Annotated in this window: 14 protein-coding genes and 2 rRNA genes (2 of these 16 only partly in view); 5 read left to right on the top strand and 11 right to left on the bottom strand. The window is 42.2% G+C overall.

Features of this window, described 5'->3' with window-relative positions:
- A 23S ribosomal RNA gene (locus VOI46_RS15300) occupies positions 1 to 2,720 on the top strand (it extends 167 nt beyond the left edge of the window).
- Positions 2,721 to 2,922: 202 nt separating this feature from the next.
- Positions 2,923 to 3,037: ribosomal RNA gene (gene rrf, locus VOI46_RS15295) — 5S ribosomal RNA — on the top strand.
- A 393-nt stretch (positions 3,038 to 3,430) separates the two neighbouring features.
- On the opposite strand, the gene recG is transcribed toward rrf, so the two are convergent.
- From recG to asnC, 3 genes are read right to left on the bottom strand one after another with little or no spacing between them, the layout of a single operon-like run.
- Positions 3,431 to 5,512, bottom strand: coding sequence for an ATP-dependent DNA helicase RecG (recG, locus tag VOI46_RS15290; RefSeq protein ID WP_004588260.1), 2,082 nt, complete (start codon positions 5,510 to 5,512; stop codon positions 3,431 to 3,433).
- Between the two features lie 60 nt (positions 5,513 to 5,572).
- Positions 5,573 to 6,259, bottom strand: a complete 687-nt coding sequence (gene trmH, locus VOI46_RS15285) for a tRNA (guanosine(18)-2'-O)-methyltransferase TrmH (RefSeq protein WP_004588259.1) — start codon at positions 6,257 to 6,259, stop codon at positions 5,573 to 5,575.
- A 40-nt stretch (positions 6,260 to 6,299) separates the two neighbouring features.
- Positions 6,300 to 6,758 (bottom strand): transcriptional regulator AsnC, encoded by a 459-nt coding sequence (gene asnC / locus VOI46_RS15280; RefSeq protein ID WP_004588258.1) that lies wholly within the window; start codon positions 6,756 to 6,758, stop codon positions 6,300 to 6,302.
- Between the two features lie 196 nt (positions 6,759 to 6,954).
- Here asnC and asnA point away from each other — a divergent pair, with 196 nt between their 5' ends.
- Complete coding sequence (asnA, locus tag VOI46_RS15275; protein WP_004588257.1) at positions 6,955 to 7,950, top strand: aspartate--ammonia ligase; 996 nt, start codon at positions 6,955 to 6,957, stop codon at positions 7,948 to 7,950.
- Positions 7,951 to 7,974: 24 nt separating this feature from the next.
- Here the strand turns inward: asnA and VOI46_RS15270 are convergent, their stop codons facing one another.
- The 8 genes from VOI46_RS15270 to VOI46_RS15235 form a co-directional block, all read right to left on the bottom strand.
- Positions 7,975 to 9,582: a FapA family protein gene (locus VOI46_RS15270; protein ID WP_004588256.1), complete on the bottom strand. Its 1,608-nt coding sequence runs from the start codon at positions 9,580 to 9,582 to the stop codon at positions 7,975 to 7,977.
- A 151-nt stretch (positions 9,583 to 9,733) separates the two neighbouring features.
- A complete protein-coding gene (locus tag VOI46_RS15265) occupies positions 9,734 to 10,126 on the bottom strand; it encodes a RidA family protein (RefSeq protein ID WP_004588255.1) in 393 nt (130 codons plus the stop codon).
- A 12-nt stretch (positions 10,127 to 10,138) separates the two neighbouring features.
- Entirely contained in the window at positions 10,139 to 12,244 is a 2,106-nt protein-coding gene (gene spoT, locus VOI46_RS15260; protein WP_004588254.1) for a bifunctional GTP diphosphokinase/guanosine-3',5'-bis pyrophosphate 3'-pyrophosphohydrolase, read from the bottom strand.
- Between the two features lie 127 nt (positions 12,245 to 12,371).
- Positions 12,372 to 12,647 (bottom strand): DNA-directed RNA polymerase subunit omega, encoded by a 276-nt coding sequence (rpoZ, locus tag VOI46_RS15255; RefSeq protein ID WP_004588253.1) that lies wholly within the window; start codon positions 12,645 to 12,647, stop codon positions 12,372 to 12,374.
- Positions 12,648 to 12,761: 114 nt separating this feature from the next.
- Entirely contained in the window at positions 12,762 to 13,382 is a 621-nt protein-coding gene (gene gmk, locus VOI46_RS15250; protein ID WP_004588252.1) for a guanylate kinase, read from the bottom strand.
- Between the two features lie 142 nt (positions 13,383 to 13,524).
- On the bottom strand, positions 13,525 to 15,096 hold the full coding sequence (locus VOI46_RS15245) for a hypothetical protein (RefSeq protein ID WP_004588251.1): 1,572 nt from the start codon (positions 15,094 to 15,096) through the stop codon (positions 13,525 to 13,527).
- Positions 15,097 to 15,180: 84 nt separating this feature from the next.
- Entirely contained in the window at positions 15,181 to 15,390 is a 210-nt protein-coding gene (locus tag VOI46_RS15240) for a hypothetical protein (RefSeq protein WP_004588250.1), read from the bottom strand.
- A 211-nt stretch (positions 15,391 to 15,601) separates the two neighbouring features.
- Positions 15,602 to 16,462, bottom strand: a complete 861-nt coding sequence (locus VOI46_RS15235) for a YicC/YloC family endoribonuclease (protein WP_004588249.1) — start codon at positions 16,460 to 16,462, stop codon at positions 15,602 to 15,604.
- A gap of 163 nt (positions 16,463 to 16,625) precedes the next feature.
- On the opposite strand from VOI46_RS15235, the gene rph reads away from it, so the two are divergent.
- Together rph and pyrE are read left to right on the top strand one after the other, a co-directional pair.
- On the top strand, positions 16,626 to 17,339 hold the full coding sequence (gene rph / locus VOI46_RS15230) for a ribonuclease PH (RefSeq protein WP_004588248.1): 714 nt from the start codon (positions 16,626 to 16,628) through the stop codon (positions 17,337 to 17,339).
- A gap of 12 nt (positions 17,340 to 17,351) precedes the next feature.
- Positions 17,352 to 17,500: the 5' portion of an orotate phosphoribosyltransferase gene (gene pyrE, locus VOI46_RS15225; RefSeq protein WP_004588247.1), read on the top strand. The gene runs 496 nt beyond the window's last position; the window shows 149 of its 645 coding nt (coding positions 1-149); its start codon is at positions 17,352 to 17,354; its stop codon lies off the right edge, out of view.

Here is a 17,500-nt window from a genome sequence, read left to right as displayed (position 1 = left end):
AACGAGGCGAACGCGGAGAACTGAAACATCTAAGTACCCGTAGGAAAAGAAATCAACCGAGATTCCGATAGTAGCGGCGAGCGAAATCGGAACAGCCCTTAAGCTTATTATGTGTTAATGGAAGGCTCTGGAAAGTGCCACGATACAGGGTGATAGTCCCGTACATGAAAAGACATTTTAAGTGAAATCGAGTAGGTCGGAGCACGTGAAACTTTGACTGAATATAGGTGGACCATCATCTAAGGCTAAATACTCCCAACTGACCGATAGTGAACCAGTACCGTGAGGGAAAGGCGAAAAGAACCCCTGTGAGGGGAGTGAAATAGAACCTGAAACCGTGTACGTACAAGCAGTAGGAGCCTACTTGTTAGGTGACTGCGTACCTTTTGTATAATGGGTCAGCGACTTATATTTTGTAGCGAGGTTAACCGATTAGGGTAGCCGTAGGGAAACCGAGTCTTAACTGGGCGAATAGTTGCAAGGTATAGACCCGAAACCCGGTGATCTAGCCATGGGCAGGTTGAAGGTTGAGTAACATCAACTGGAGGACCGAACCCACTAACGTTGAAAAGTTAGGGGATGACCTGTGGCTAGGAGTGAAAGGCTAATCAAACCGGGAGATAGCTGGTTCTCCCCGAAATCTATTTAGGTAGAGCCTCGGACGAATACTTACGGGGGTAGAGCACTGTTAAGGCTAGGGGGTCATCCCGACTTACCAACCCTTTGCAAACTCCGAATACCGTAAAGTAATATCCGGGAGACACACGGCGGGTGCTAACGTCCGTCGTGAAGAGGGAAACAACCCAGACCGCCAGCTAAGGTCCCAAAGTCATAGTTAAGTGGGAAACGATGTGGAAAGGCCCAGACAGCCAGGAGGTTGGCTTAGAAGCAGCCATCCTTTAAAGAAAGCGTAATAGCTCACTGGTCGAGTCGGTCTGCGCGGAAGATGTAACGGGGCTAAACTATGCACCGAAGCTGCGGATTCATCTTAGGATGAGTGGTAGGGGAGCGTTCTGTAAGCGGTTGAAGGTGTACCGGGAGGTATGCTGGACGTATCAGAAGTGCGAATGCTGACATGAGTAACGATAATGCGGGTGAAAAACCCGCACGCCGGAAGACCAAGGGTTCCTATCCCATGTTAATCAGGGTAGGGTAAGTCGACCCCTAAGGCGAGGCCGAAAGGCGTAGTCGATGGGAAACGGATTAATATTTCCGTACTTGGTATAATTGCGATGGGGGGACGGAGAAGGCTAAGCAAGCATGGCGATGGTTGTCCATGTGAAAGTGAGTAGGCTAGTGACTTAGGTAAATCCGGGTTGCTGTTAGGCTGAGACACGAGACGAGCACCCAAGGGTGTGAAGTTGCTGATGCCATACTTCCAGGAAAAGCCTCTAAGCTTCAGATTATACCGAATCGTACCCCAAACCGACACAGGTGGTCAGGTAGAGAATACTAAGGCGCTTGAGAGAACTCGGGTGAAGGAACTAGGCAAAATCGTACCGTAACTTCGGGAGAAGGTACGCTCCTATCTGTGATGAGATTTACTCTCTAAGCGGACGGGAGCCGCAGTGACCAGGTGGCTGGGACTGTTTATTAAAAACACAGCACTGTGCAAAATCGCAAGATGACGTATACGGTGTGACACCTGCCCGGTGCCGGAAGGTTAATTGATGGGGTTAGTTTTCGGACGAAGCTCTTGATCGAAGCCCCGGTAAACGGCGGCCGTAACTATAACGGTCCTAAGGTAGCGAAATTCCTTGTCGGGTAAGTTCCGACCTGCACGAATGGTGTAACCATGGCCACGCTGTCTCCACCCGAGACTCAGTGAAATTGAAATCGCAGTGAAGATGCTGTGTACCCGCGGCTAGACGGAAAGACCCCGTGAACCTTTACTACAGCTTGGCACTGAACATTGAACCTACATGTGTAGGATAGGTGGGAGACTTTGAAGCAGCGACGCTAGTTGTTGTGGAGTCGTCCTTGAAATACCACCCTTGTAGTTTTGATGTTCTAACGTTGGCCCCTGAATCGGGGTTACGGACAGTGCCTGGTGGGTAGTTTGACTGGGGCGGTCTCCTCCCAAAGAGTAACGGAGGAGCACGAAGGTTGGCTAAGTACGGTCGGACATCGTACGGTTAGTGTAATGGTAGAAGCCAGCTTAACTGCGAGACAGACACGTCGAGCAGGTACGAAAGTAGGTCATAGTGATCCGGTGGTTCTGAATGGAAGGGCCATCGCTCAACGGATAAAAGGTACTCCGGGGATAACAGGCTGATACCGCCCAAGAGTTCATATCGACGGCGGTGTTTGGCACCTCGATGTCGGCTCATCACATCCTGGGGCTGAAGTCGGTCCCAAGGGTATGGCTGTTCGCCATTTAAAGTGGTACGCGAGCTGGGTTTAGAACGTCGTGAGACAGTTCGGTCCCTATCTGCCGTGGGCGTTTGAGAATTGAGAGGGGTTGCTCCTAGTACGAGAGGACCGGAGTGAACGAACCGCTGGTGTTCGGGTTGTCATGCCAATGGCATTGCCCGGTAGCTACGTTCGGAACTGATAAGCGCTGAAAGCATCTAAGCGCGAAGCAGGCCTCGAGATGATTTCTCACTAGACTTTTAAAGTCTCTGAAGGGCCGTTGAAGACTACAACGTTGATAGGCAAGATGTGGAAGTGGTGTGAGCCATTAAGCTAACTTGTACTAATTACCCGTGAGGCTTAACCATACAACGCCAAACGCGTTTTGTGACAGAAACAAGCGACAGAAGTTAATAGCTAAAGTAGATAGATACTTAGACTTAAAAAATATTATCAGAATTTTCCAAATTTATGAGGTGACTCTTAGCGCGTAGCGTTAACATTGAGACACCTTGCGCAAAGGAAAAAGTAGCACTACGTGCTTGTCCTTAATCCTTTGCACCTAATTTGCTTGGTAACCATAGCGTTTTGGACCCACCTGACCCCATGCCGAACTCAGTAGTGAAACGAAACAGCGCCGATGATAGTGTAGCATTTGCTATGTGAAAGTAGGACATTGCCAGGCTCCAAATACAAGAAAGCCCGACTCGAAAGAGCCGGGCTTTTTTACGTCCGTAGAAAGGTGAAATACGGACAATTAATGCACACTCATCTACTTCTAGAATGTAGGTCGGGCGAGCGTAGTGACTCCCGAAGCAATGATAATGTGCATTTGCTATGTGACTCTCTATCGCTGTGGGCACTACGACATCGCCAGGCTCCAAATACAAGAAAGCCCGACTCGAAAGAGCCGGGCTTTTTTACGTCCGCAGAAAAGTGAAATACATGTCTTTACGTAATATCACCACCTCCGTAGCGTGGGATGAGTATCACGAAACCCGCGGATAAGGCTCACCACACATCTTTGTATGGTAAATATAGCGTTTCAGCAGTGAGCTTTACGAGTACTTTAGCGTAATTATGCTTGTGCGTAGTTAGATTTATTACCTAGCCAGCGATGAATTAAAGGGTCTATAAGGTCGGGGTTTTGCTTTAGCATTTGTTGTGCAATGGGCCTGACTTGATTTAGCGTGTGTTTATCTCGAGTAAGATCCGCTATTTTAAATTCTGCTAAGCCAGTTTGTTTAGTGCCGAGCACTTCACCTGGTCCACGTATTTCTAAATCTCGCTCTGCGATGACAAAGCCATCGTTACTATCTCTTAATACACCTAAACGTTTTTGAGCGGTGTGAGAAAGAGGGGCGTGATATAACAGTACGCAATGCGAAGCGGTGGCTCCTCGTCCTACGCGCCCGCGTAATTGATGTAATTGTGCTAATCCTAAGCGCTCAGGATTTTCTATGATAATTAAACTGGCATTAGGTACGTCTACACCTACTTCTATTACAGTTGTTGCAACAAGCACGTGAATATTGCCTGCTTTAAAGTCGCTCATTATCGCTTGTTTTTCAGCGGTTTTCATACGGCCATGAACGAGCCCGACATTAAGCTCTGGGAACGCCTCTTTTAATTGTAATGCGCTGTCTTCAGCTGCTTGGCATTGTAGGGCTTCTGATTCGTCAATAAGAGTACATACCCAATAAACCTGTCTGCCTTGTTCATTACAGGCAAGCTTAACACGGTTTATTATATCGTCTCGGCGTGTATCAGGAATGGCCACAGTGGTTATAGGTGTGCGCCCAGGTGGTAACTCATCTATCACTGAGGTTTCTAAATCGGCATAGGCCGTCATAGCCAATGTACGCGGAATGGGAGTTGCGGTCATGACTAACTGATGAGGGTAACAATTACCAAATTTGCCTTTCTCACGCAGTGAGAGGCGTTGATGAACACCAAAGCGATGTTGCTCATCTATGATAATCAATACTAAGTTATTAAATTTTACCTCGTCTTGAAATAGGGCGTGTGTGCCCACTATCATTTGCGCTTCCCCTGAGGCGATTTTTTCAAGTGTATTAGTACGCTCTTTTCCCTTAGTTTTACCGCCTAGCCAGGCAACGTTAATCCCAAGACTTTCAAACCATTGCTTGAAATTTATTCCGTGTTGTTCAGAAAGGATTTCTGTAGGTGCCATCAGGGCAACTTGAAAACCTTGCGCTATTGCTGTTAATGCACTTAAAGCTGCAACCAGTGTTTTACCTGAGCCTACATCACCTTGTACTAATCGCATCATGGGGTAGGCATGCTGTAAATCCCCTTTTATTTCGGCTACAACTCTATTTTGTGCATTAGTCGGTGCAAAAGGGAGTTGCGCTAAAAATTGGCTCTCTAATGTATTTGTAGGGCTTAGGGAAACTGCACTTACTTGCTGCCCTTGCTCGCGTACTTTTAATAAGCTTAAGTTTTGGGCAAGTAGCTCTTCAAATACTAAGCGTTGTTGTGCCGGGTGCATGCCTTGTTCAAGCGAGATAATATCAACATCATTCGCAGGGCGATGAAGTAGTAATAAAGCGTCACTTAATTGCATATGTGAGGGTTGCCATTTTTCAGGGATAAGCTCTTCAACAGAATACTTATGTAATAAATCGATGGCTTGTTCACTTAACGCTCTAATTGATAATTGTTTTAAGCCTTCGGTGGTTGAATACACGGGGGTTAGTGTTGCGGCGGTTGGTTGCTCGTTTGGGGTATCGCTAATGCTGTATTCTGGGTGGCTCATTTCAAAACCAACGCGCCCGCGTCTTACTTCACCAAAGCAACGGATTATTTTGCCACTGCTAAATGCGTTTTTTTGCGCTGCTGTAAAATTAAAAAACCGTAAAGTAAGTCTACCTGTACCATCGTTTATTTGCACCACTAACATACGCCGTTTACCAAAGGTCACTTGGCTTGTTTCTATTGTTGCCTCAACAGTGCAGTGGCTGTGTAAAGTAACATCGTTAATAGCATAAATACGGGTACGATCTTCATAGCGTAAAGGCAAATGAAAGAGCATATCTTGCACGGTAGCTATACCTAGCTTTTGTAGGCGTTCGGCCATTTTTGGGCCTACCCCTTTAAGTTCTGTTATAGGGTATTGGCTTAAGCTAGGTTTAGACAATGTAGGCTCAAATCTGTTTATTTGTGAATGAGTTAAGTGTACTCACAGGTTTGCTAAGCATCAAGCATGTTTTAAAGCTTGCCAAAACTGCTCGTTAGCGACTATTTCACCTTCTTCATCGAGTGGTGGGTAAGGTAGGTTTTTTAATCTACATTGTTTAGCAATAACTGGGTGATACCCTTCAAAATACATAGGGTGTTTAATCTCTTCACTTAGCATATCGCGCTTATATAGCCCTGCTTTTTCTCGTTGCTGTTGTGCTTCAAATAAAATAAGCGCAGCAGCTACTGATACATTAAGTGACTGCACCATGCCTTGCATAGGAATAATAATGTTTTGATCGGCGTGTTTTAGCGCGTGCTCAGAAATTCCTGTTTTTTCTTGGCCAACGATTATAGCTGTGGGTTTTGTGTAATCGATTTCTCTAAAATCTACAGCATCTTCGCTCAAGTGTGTTGCTAATATTTGTACATCTGGGTTGTGCTTTCGCATCATCGCAGCAGCATCATCAATATTTTTATGCAGGTGTGTTTCTAGCCAGTTTTTACTGCCACCAGAAGTATTATTGGTCAGCCATTTTTGGTTTTCTGGCCATACAGCATGCACATGATGGCAACCTACTGCATCAGCACTTCTTACAATAGCTGAGAGATTATGATGTTTATGTACGTCTTCTAGGCAGACCGTTAAGTCTGTTTGGCGACGTGAGAGCACGTCTTTTATTCGTTGGTAGCGATTTTGCTGCATGGTGATCCTCTTTTTTGATAATTATACGTAATTTTATCTATTAAGGCATTACTGTGCGGCTAATTGGATTTTGCAAAGAGATTAGGGTCTCGGTTGATTGAATCGCCTCTATAGCTTGTATTTTATTAATGAGCACGTCTTGCAGATGGTCGATAGACTTGGCCATTACCTTTATAAAAATACTGTAGTTACCCGTGGTGTAATAAGCTTCAACTACTTCTTCTAATGCTTCTAGTTTAATCAGTGTTTCTGGGTAGTCGCGAGCGTTGTTTAAGTTAATACCGATAAAACAACATACATCGTAACCAAGTTGCTTTGTACTAATGCTTAATTGGGTGCCGGTAATGATGCCCGCTTGTTTCATTTTTTCTACGCGTACGTGAATTGTGCCGGCACTTACAGCAAACCGTTTAGCTAATTCTGCGTAGGCTGTACGGGCATTGGCCATTAGAGCGTGAAGTATCTGTTTATCGAGATTATCGATTTGATAATTTTCCATTATTTTTGCTTACTTAAATTAGTGAATCTACATTTTTATACCGTATAAATTAATCGATTTTACATATTAAAGCTATTTTTATTATGGGTTATTGAATTAAAAGTTTAAATCGTTACAGTAACCTCATTAAAATCGCCTGCAGGGCGTTTTTTCATTAATAAGCAAGTAACAATAACTGGGAATGAGGCCAATTATTATGAGTTCACACTATGTGCAGCAACAGCAGCAAATAAGTAGAGTTAAGCAGTTTTTTTCACAGCAATTAGAGCAGCAACTAGGGTTAGTTGAAGTTCAGGCTCCTATTTTGGCCAAAGTAGGTGATGGCACACAAGATAACCTGAGCGGCCACGAGAATGCAGTTGCTGTTAACGTAAAAGCAATTACCGATAGCAGCTATGAAGTTGTTCATTCACTTGCTAAATGGAAACGTAAAACGCTAGCAACTTACGGCTTTTCTGTAGGTGAAGGTATTTATACACAAATGAAAGCGTTGCGCCCAGATGAAGACTCATTAAGCCCAATACATTCTGTTTATGTTGATCAATGGGATTGGGAAAAGGTAATTTGCCAACGTACTGAACGTACGCTCTCTACATTACAAGGCACTGTTAAAGCCATTTACACTGGCATCAAGCAAACAGAGCAGTTTGTAAGTGAAAGCTTTGGTATAGCCCCATTCTTACCTAGTGAAATCACGTTTATACACAGTGAGCAATTACGCAAAATGTACCCTGACTTTAGTGCAAAGCAACGCGAAAAAGCTATTGCACAAGAGTACGGTGCGGTGTTTTTAATTGGTATTGGTGGTGCATTAGGTGATGGTAAAATCCATGATGTACGCGCTCCAGATTACGACGATTGGTCTACCCAAACGATTGACGGATACACAGGATTAAATGGCGATATTTTAGTGTGGAACCCTGTGTTAGAAGATGCCTTTGAAATATCATCTATGGGTATTCGTGTAAGCCCTGATGTATTAAAAGCGCAATTGAGCATAACAGGCGATGAAGAACGCCTAGCATTCGATTGGCATAAAGCATTACTAGAAGAGGCTTTCCCACAAACAATTGGTGGCGGAATAGGGCAATCGCGCTTAGCAATGTTATTACTGCAAAAGCAGCATATTGGACAAGTCCAAGTCGGTGTATGGCCAAAGCAAACGCACGATACGGTAAGTGGCTTACTGTAAATTATAAAGGGCGCTAAATGCGCCCTAATGTGTTTTAAAGTTTATTTCTACTTTATTGTTTTGTAGGTTTATATTGCAAGGTGGGTAGTTGCGGGTAGTTTTTAATACTTTATCAAAAATATGGATCTCTACCCCTGAGTGTAATGATGTATTAACGACGAGATTTGCATCGCTTAGTAGGTCGTGGAGTTCATGATCTAGGCTAGATAACTTTTTCTCTAGCTGCTCTGCTTGTTGGCAATAATGCTGCTGTGTTGCGCCAATTTTTTTAATGAGCAGATTCTTCTTTTCTATATCTTTTACTTTATCTGCTTTTTCAAGTGCTGCTTGAAGGGTATCAAGCTGCTCATCGGTTTTTGCTAAGTCTTTAAAGCAGTTATCTGTGTCGGCTGTTATTTCAGCGCCGGATGCGGCTAAATTGATAGCCATTTTTGCACCTGATTCATTGCCTATTTCGCCAGCAATTAACACGGTTGCATCAAGAATCTCTCCACCAAAAATTTTCCCTTTGGGTAACTCTGTTTGGCCAATTTGTAATAAGTGCTTTGCTTTAATCGCACAATGGCTGGCTTGGCGGTCTATAAAAATGTTTTTGCCCTGCATATAACAGTATTGTGCGTGAGATACATGAACATCACCTTCACTCTTAATAGAACACGACAATGTTTTATCTTCGAGCTTTTGATGGCCAATAATGCCTTGCTTTACAGTGATGTTTCCGCCGGCTGATAATTCGCCAGATTCAACCGTGCCAAAAACAGTAATGTCGCCTTTTGCGGTGACTCGCATTCCTGGGTCAATGTTTTTAGTCACAATAACACTGCCTTCAAAATCAATATGGCCGCTTTTAACATCTACATCAGAGATGGTAAAAATATCATCAACTCGCATACCGTTAGGTATTTCTACGGGGACCCCCGCTGTTGTAGAAACAAGCTCGAGCGGATTTGTTTTTGATATTTCGGCACCTTCGCCTGCCACTAACTTTTTATTTTCACCGGGTTTAGCCGGTAGTATGTCACCTACTACAGTGAATCCTTCTTTACCGGGAGTCGCAGGTTGTTGGCGGATCAGTACAGTGCCGGGCTCTACGCTTGCCAGTTTACCAAAGTCGCGCATATCAACACTGCCATCTTCCTTCATTTTTGGTGCTTTTAGGCGATCTTTGAGGGTTTCTACCATAGCTACAAATTTTGTTGCTGTGCCTTCTGCTGGTAGGCGGCCTTTGGCTAGAATCCCTTTTGCCACTGTACCTGGGGGTAAGTTAAATTGTTTATCTAAAAGCTGCTCTAAAAAAGCTTGTTTGTAACCACGTACAACCCCTGCTTTTATGAGTTGTTTTTTGCCCTCTTCTAATGAAAGTACTTTACCACCATAAGCTAAGGTTAGCTCACCTATGGCTTGCATTTTATCTTCACTTAACGTTACCACAAGCGATGCATCGTGCTTACTTGCTACAACCAAGGTTGGCTCATTATTTTGCGCTTTAAAAAAATTATCAATAGCCTCGTGGTCAATTTTGCATTCGCAAAACGTCGACTTCTCGAGTGCATCAATTATAAAAGCGGCGCTAGGTGGAGCGTGCTTACTTACATCAAGTAATACGTTCCCATTATTGGCAAGCTTAAACACTAGTTAATCCTTTTCTACTACTTAAGTTAAGATTGATTTTATTGCATGATTACAGAGTGCTAGATATTTACATGTGAGTCAAGAAAGGGCGATAAACAAAGGCTAGCAGTAAAAAATAGAGCTATAAAGGGGGTTTATAGCTCTGTATTTATTAATTAGTTGAAGGAAGTTCCATGATGCCGTCAATTTCAACTTGTGCGCCTTTTGGTAGAGCACGTACACCTAGTGCTGCACGGGCAGGATAAGGCTGCTTGAAATATTGGCTCATTACTTCATTAACAGTGGCAAAGTTTGATAAGTCTGTTAGGTAGATATTAATTTTAACAAGATCTTGGATTTTACCGCCTGCTTCTTCGCACACCGCTGTAATGTTTTTAAATACTTGATGTGTCTGCTCGCTAAAGTCTTCTGAAACCATTTCCATTGTTTCTGGGACAAGTGGAATTTGTCCAGATAAATAAACGGCAGTACCTACTTTAACCGCTTGGCTATAAGTGCCGATAGCAGCAGGTGCTTTTTCGGTAGAAATAAATGCTTTATTCATGAGTTTCCTATTTTACTTTTTACGATAGACTCTTTGCACATCAGGCATCACGCGAATGCGGCGCATAATATTAGCAACATGGACGCGGTTTTTAACGGTAACGCCCAAGTCTATCACATATAAATTACTTTCTTTTTCGTCGGTAGTGATCTCAACAATGTTGGCTTGGGTTGTAGCAACAACATTTGTGAGTTTAGCCAAAGCCCCTTGGTGATTAATTATTTCCACCCGTAGCGCAGCTATATATTCTTTTTCTGGATTGTCATCCCATTTTACAACCAGGTATTTTGAGCGTTCGTTTTCCCAGCCGCGAATATTTTTACATTCTTGGCGGTGAACGGTAAGCCCTTTACCTTGGCTAATATGTGCAGTGATGGCATCCCCTGGTACAGGTCGGCAACACTTAGAATAATTAACCAACATGCCTTCGGTACCAATAATGGTTGCTTTGGCTTGTTTGCTAATATCTGACAAGTCGTCGCTTTCTTCTTGCAATAAGCGTTTAGCGATTAACACGCTCATTAAGTTACCTGCGCCTATTTCTACCAGTAATTCTAATACTGTAGATAGTTCGTGCTCTTCGAGTACGCGGGCTATGTTTTCATCGGCAATGCTGTCGAGCTTATTTTCACCTAAGGCAGAATCGAGTAAGCGTCGGCCTAATAACAATGCTTCTTCTTGGTGTTGGCTCTTAAGATAGTTTCTTATCCCTAAACGGGCTTTACCTGTAACTATAAAGTTTAACCAGGTTGCATTAGGGTGTGCACCAGAGCTGGTAATAATTTCAACACTTTGCCCAGTATCTAAGGCTTTGCTTAGCGGGTAAGGTTTACGGTTTACTCTAGCACCTACACAAGTGTTACCTACATCAGTATGCACCGCGTAAGCAAAATCAACCGCGGTAGCGCCCATTGGCAACTCTACTATGCGGCCATCGGGGGTAAATACGTATATTTCTTCTGGGAACAGCTCGGTTTTAACGTTCTCGACAAATTCGAATGATGAGCCGGCACTTTGCTGAAGCTCCAGCAAACTTTGCATCCATTGACGCGCACGCTGTTGAGCTGTGTTACCCGCGCCATCACCGGCTTTTTTATACATCCAGTGCGCCGCAACCCCTTTATCGGCCATGTGATCCATGTCATGCGTACGTACTTGTATTTCTACCGGAATGCCGTGTGGGCCTACTAATGACGTATGCAAAGACTGATAACCATTTGTTTTAGGTACGGCTATATAATCTTTAAAACGCGTTTCGATAGGTTTATACAGGTTATGTGCTACACCTAACACGCGATAACAGGTATCCATTGCATCTACGTTTATTCTAAAGGCGTAAATATCCATTACCTCATTAAAAAGCAGCTCTTTATTAAGCATTTTTTTATAAATGCTATAAAGGTGTTTTTCGCGCCCAGAAACCGTCGCCTTAATACCAGACTCTTCAAGACGTGCTTCTATTTCGGTTTGAATGTTAGAAATAACTTCTTTGCGATTGCCTCGCGCTTTTGCCACTTCAGATTTAAGTGCGCGATGACGCATAGGGTATAATGCTTGAAAACCTAAATCTTCTAGCTCATTTTTAATATCGTGAATACCTAAACGGTTTGCAATAGGTGCGTAAATTTCAAGTGTTTCACGGGCAATACGACGGCGCTTATCAGGGCGCAGAGCGCCTAATGTACGCATATTGTGAGTGCGATCGGCCAGTTTAATTAAAATAACCCGAATGTCTTGGGTCATAGCCATGATCATTTTTCGGTAGTTTTCAGCTTGGAATTCTTTTTTGTCTTTAAAGCTGAGCTTATCGAGCTTACTTACCCCTTCAACAAGTTCGGCAACCGTATCGCCAAATATTTCGGCTAAGTCCTGTTGGCTAAAATCGGTATCTTCAATAACGTCATGCATTAGCGCGGCCATAAGTGTTTCATGGTCAAGGTGCATGCCAGCAAGAATTTGGGTTACTTCAACAGGGTGAGTAATGTACGGCTCGCCGCTTGAGCGAGTTTGCCCCTCGTGAGCCTCTCGGGCTACCACGTAGGCTTTTTGCACTAGCTCTACTTCAGCAGCAGGCAAGTATTCAGATATTTTCTTTTTAAGACCTTCAAAAAGATACATTCACACTCCAATGTTCTCGTGAAGCAATAAGTAACGGTAAGTAATAGAATATACGATGAAAAGAGGGGATTGCCAACGGCTAGAGTAGAAATACTGAGCCGTTGACTAAATCAAACCGGGTGGTTGATTATTGATTACCGCCAACAATAGCAGCAACCGCAGCTAATTCAGCTGCTTCTTGGTGTTGTTGTTCTTCACGGTCAATAACGTCCATTGATGAACTATCAACTAAACCTTTTTCGATTTCACGTAGAGCGATAACGGTTGGTTTGTCATTTTCAGCGTCTACTAGTGGGTCTTTACCACCAACAGCAATTTGGCGGGCACGACGAGCCGCAACTAAAATTAAGTCAAAACGATTACCAATTGCATCTACTGCATCTTCAACTGTTACGCGAGCCATCTCAGCACTCCAAAATAATTTAAAAGCAAAGGCGTAGTTTACTGCAAGCAGCTTGTTTCGCCAATAGCCAGTGGTTAATTTTTACCAGTTTTCCCTGTAAAGGGCATAAATGGCTTATTTAAGTAAGTTTGTAATTAAATCGTGATGACGACTAGCTTGGGCTTTTAAGGTTAAGCGCTGCGCTAATACGATAGTTTCAATATTGCTAAGGGCGGTTTCAAAATCATCGTTAACTACAACATAATCATATTCATTGTAGTGCGATGTTTCTGATTGCGCTTTAGCCATACGCCCAGCGATGACCTCGGCAGAATCTTGGCCTCGGTTATTTAAGCGCTGCTCAAGCTCTGCTTTTGAAGGAGGCAAAATAAAAATTGTTTGCACGCTTGGCATAATTTCGCGCACTTGCTGCGCACCTTGCCAGTCAATATCTAAAAATACATCAATACCGGCATCCAGCTGGGACTCAATAGCCTGCTTTGAAGTACCGTAGTAATTATCGAATACTTGCGCCCATTCAAAAAAATCATCTTTAGCAATTAATGCTTTAAATTCATCGGCGCTTACAAAGTGATAATGCACCGCGTTTTCTTCACCAGGGCGAGGGCTTCGGGTGGTATGCGAGACCGATACTTTCATATCACTGTACTTTGCTAATAAAGCACTAATTAGACTTGATTTACCTGCACCTGAAGGCGCTGATAATATAAATAAGTTTCCGCGATTTTGCGTCATGACTTTGTTCTCTACTTAAAATAAACAGGCTTGAGTTACAAGTAACTCAAGCCTTTAATAGTTGTATTATACTTTATGCTAACTACTTTCCCAAAATTAGGTGATTTAGTTTGCTTCTGAATATTGTTAGCTCGAAAACCCGTTAGTAAGCAATTATCTTGTCACCTAAAGACTCTAGTCGAACTGATGGCTCTATCAAATCTAAAACATTAGCTAACTCTTCATCATAGATAACATGACAAAATACTGATTTATTTTTATCTGTGTCAGTAGTATCGAAAATTACATCGAGCAAAAGAGATGAGTCAGGTAAAGCAATACGTAATATTGCTAAATGAAGACTCATTGGTGCTATATTTTCCTGAAGCTGGATCCTAATACTTGCAAGTAAATCTTTACGGCCATTTAATTGTCTCGTTAACTCATCTTTTAAATATTCTTTTAGCATTAAAAATCTGGAACTAAAAGCAAAGGATTTCTTATCTAATTTTACTTGTTCTAAATAAGTATTTAGCATGCCACACAGTTGGTTCGTTAGGTTTATTCCATGCTCAAAGAATCTATCGGCTGAGATCATTAAGTCATCATGAACTGCCGCAATAACCGCCTTGGGGTAAATTGATGTAATATCTAAATTTGGTTCTTCCCCATTAGCTAGGTAATCAGGTGTTTCCATTCTCATAACGCAACGATTAAATTTATGATCACCTAGTTCGATCTCTTCCTCTTCCAGTTTAAATCTAACGTTGGGGCCAACATTATCATCGTGAATATATAAGTACTCAACTTGTTCATCTTGTAAATATACACTTCCTAACTCTACATTATCTTCAATAGTTGATTCGCGAAAGCCAACGGCACAGACGGCATGACCAACAGTTACGTCGTCACCGTGAACGCCGCCTATCATTAGAGGGTAGCCAGAGCGAATATAAGCAGCACAAATATTTGCAAACCTTCGCTTACTAAAAAATTGATATGGTTGATCACCTTGTGTAACAGAAGGAGAAAACCCTAATTGTTTAATAGCATGCTGAATTTGTGGGTATGTCAGTGAGTAAGAGGGGTAAGTTCTGTGGCCTACCATAGAGTTAGAATGAGCAGCCTCTGTTATTATAGAAGTGGTTGGTATTGAGTGTCTTGCATCAAAAGCAGAGGAGTGCAACATGCTCCATATTCCAATAGTAGCACATGCTGCGACCCCTGAATCTTGTTGTTGCCATGCTAAGCCTATAACAGAAAGTTCAAGTCCAGCTACTGTTGATACATATCTTCTAGAAGGCTTGGTAACTCGTGGAACATCAGGTGTTTTATCTGGGTACCATTTTAAAACAGTTCGTCCAAAAGGTGAGTTTGTGATTGGTCTTATAACTATAAAGCCTAGGTAGCTGTTTTTGAAGGTATTCATTGCGTCTTTACCATCAGCAAGTGCTTTTAGAAAAAGCTCCCTATTTATTTCTTCAGATGAAAAGAAATGAACCCTTTTACATACATTTGGGTAACCTTTTGCACTTTTGCAATAAACTGCCGAAACCTCACTTAGAAAATCCCTATCAAAGTAATTGTTTTCCACTAGTATATTATTCGCACCTAAGTACTTTAAATATTTAAATAGATAATGTGACTGCGCTGATTCTAATGTAGATTTTGCTTGAATCAGTGGATTTTCTGCGGATTCAAATGCAGCAAAAAGTAGTTCGGAGGGCTTGTTCAAGTTTGGCTCTTATTATTTTTTGTTGTAAAAAAACCCTGTAGGATAATTACAGGGTTATTATCTAATTATATGAAAGTTGCTTACTTAGCCAAAGACTCGCGCGAGGGAGAAGTCTTCAGAAGAAGAGTTTACACTGTATGTTTTTGCTCTATTGCTAGTTGTTTTCTTTACAAATGCGGAGCGTATTTTCTCTATATCGTCTTGACTTAATTTTGGAGGAGTATCAACACTTTCAATACCTGAACGATCAGAGTAAACACTTGTCCATAATGTCTTCTTTGTTTCGTTAGCCATTTTATAAACCTTAGTATATTAAAAATAATTAGATGGTTTAATTTAATATAGAAACTATAAACCAACTCTCTATATGCTGTATGTTTAGCATCGATTTGATATGTATGCAAATATATAGCTATAAAAATGAATCTGAGGATTAGAACATATTTTGTTCTAAAAGTTCAATTACAATCTTTGATTTTAGCAATAGCATTTAAATAATCAGTGATTACTCGATGTTTTGGATCTGCTCTCTCATCTGCTCAATGAGCACTTTTAGCTCCACTGCTGCATTAGTAATATCGCTATTAATAGACTTAGAGGCTAGGGTGTTTGCTTCGCGGTTAAACTCTTGCATCATAAAATCTAAACGGCGGCCACATGCGCCACCTTTTTTAAGAATTTTTTTAGTTTCTTTTACGTGCGACTTTAAGCGGTCGAGTTCTTCGGCAACATCTTGCTTTTGTGCAAGGTAAATAAGCTCTTGTTCAAGGCGAGATTCGTCAATGTCGGTTTTTAAGTCTTCAAGCTTTTGATTAAGTTTTTCACGCTGCCACTTTGCTATTTCCGGTAAGTGACTTTCTACCACAGTAACTTGCTCAAGTATGGCATCAAGGCGAGTGGCAATCATTTCTTCTAAATTTGCGCCTTCATCGCCACGGGCTGATTTAAAATCTTCAACTACTTGGTCAAAGCCCGCTATAAGTGCTTTATTAACGGTATCTAAATCGAGCTCCTGTGCTTCCATTACGCCAGGCCAGCGCAGTATATCAACGGGGTTAATGTCGCCACTGCTTTGTTGCTGCACCCATTTAGCACTATTTATTAGTTGCTCAGCAAGTGACTCATTAATTGATAGCTCACCCACGTGTGCTGGATTTGCAACAAACTTTAAAAATACTTCAACTTTACCGCGTTGCAAATTTTTACGTAAACGCTCACGAATTACCGGCTCCATGCCACGAAATTGTTCTGGTGCGCGAATAAACGTTTCAAGGTAGCGCTGGTTTACTGAACGAATTTCCCAGGTGCCAGTGCCCCAATCGCCTTTAATTTCGCGACGCGCATAAGCAGTCATACTGTGGATCATGGATAAGTTCCTAAAATTTATTAATACAATATTGCGATGATTATACCGTAACACTGCTTAACCTCTAGAGAAAATTTATTACGCTGAATATTTTACAATCAGCATGGCATCTACCTGCACATGCACTTATAATGTCGCAAATTCAGAATTAAGGGGATCGTCAATGCGTCCAAGCGAAAGAACACCTAACCAAATTAGACCGGTATCATTTACACGTAATTACACATTACACGCTGAAGGCTCAGTACTTGTTGAGTTTGGTAATACCAAAGTACTTTGTACTGCTACGGTTGAAGCAGGTGTACCACGTTTTATGAAAGGCCAAGGTAAAGGTTGGATCAACGCTGAATACGGTATGCTACCGCGCTCAACGCATACGCGTAATGCTCGTGAAGCAGCACGTGGTAAACAAGGCGGTCGTACTATGGAAATTCAACGCTTAATTGCTCGCGCATTAAGAGCTGCAGTAGATTTAAAAGCGCTTGGCGAAAACACCATTACAATTGACTGTGATGTGATTCAAGCTGATGGCGGAACACGTACTGCATCTATCAGTGGTGCATGCGTTGCTTTAGTTGATGCACTTACTCACATGCGCGCTAAAGGAATGATCAACTCAAACCCACTTAAGCATATGATTGCTGCTATTTCGGTAGGTATTTATAAAGGCCAACCAATTAGTGATTTAGAGTACCTTGAAGATTCTGAAGCCGAAACCGATATGAACGTAATTTTAACTGAAACAGGTAAAATTATTGAAGTACAAGGTACCGCAGAGGGCGAACCATTCTCGTTCGACGAATTAGATGAGCTACTTACACTGGCTAAACATTCAATCCGTGAAATTATTGACGTTCAAAAACAAGCGTTAGCATAAGCGAGTACCCCAATGAAAGATTATCAAAAAGAGTTTATTGAATTTGCTTTAGAAAAGCAGGTGTTAAAATTTGGCGAGTTTACCCTTAAATCAGGTCGTACAAGCCCATACTTTTTTAATGCTGGCCTTTTTAATACAGGACGTGATTTAGCACGTTTGGG

This window comes from Pseudoalteromonas sp. CuT4-3, assembly GCF_035666335.1.
Classification (GTDB): Bacteria; Pseudomonadota; Gammaproteobacteria; order Enterobacterales; family Alteromonadaceae; genus Pseudoalteromonas; species Pseudoalteromonas atlantica.
Note: the sequence above shows the minus strand (reverse complement) of the source record. Positions and strands in the feature narration are given on the sequence as shown.

Coding starts and splice junctions, on each gene's coding strand:
- rpoZ (WP_004588253.1), bottom strand. CDS start 12,647: ATGGCTCGCGTAACAGTTGAAGATGCAGTAGATGCAATTGGTAATCGT.
- gmk (WP_004588252.1), bottom strand. CDS start 13,382: ATGACGCAAAATCGCGGAAACTTATTTATATTATCAGCGCCTTCAGGT.
- VOI46_RS15265 (WP_004588255.1), bottom strand. CDS start 10,126: ATGAATAAAGCATTTATTTCTACCGAAAAAGCACCTGCTGCTATCGGC.
- spoT (WP_004588254.1), bottom strand. CDS start 12,244: ATGTATCTTTTTGAAGGTCTTAAAAAGAAAATATCTGAATACTTGCCT.
- asnC (WP_004588258.1), bottom strand. CDS start 6,758: ATGGAAAATTATCAAATCGATAATCTCGATAAACAGATACTTCACGCT.
- rph (WP_004588248.1), top strand. CDS start 16,626: ATGCGTCCAAGCGAAAGAACACCTAACCAAATTAGACCGGTATCATTT.
- VOI46_RS15240 (WP_004588250.1), bottom strand. CDS start 15,390: ATGGCTAACGAAACAAAGAAGACATTATGGACAAGTGTTTACTCTGAT.
- trmH (WP_004588259.1), bottom strand. CDS start 6,259: ATGCAGCAAAATCGCTACCAACGAATAAAAGACGTGCTCTCACGTCGC.
- VOI46_RS15235 (WP_004588249.1), bottom strand. CDS start 16,462: ATGATCCACAGTATGACTGCTTATGCGCGTCGCGAAATTAAAGGCGAT.
- asnA (WP_004588257.1), top strand. CDS start 6,955: ATGAGTTCACACTATGTGCAGCAACAGCAGCAAATAAGTAGAGTTAAG.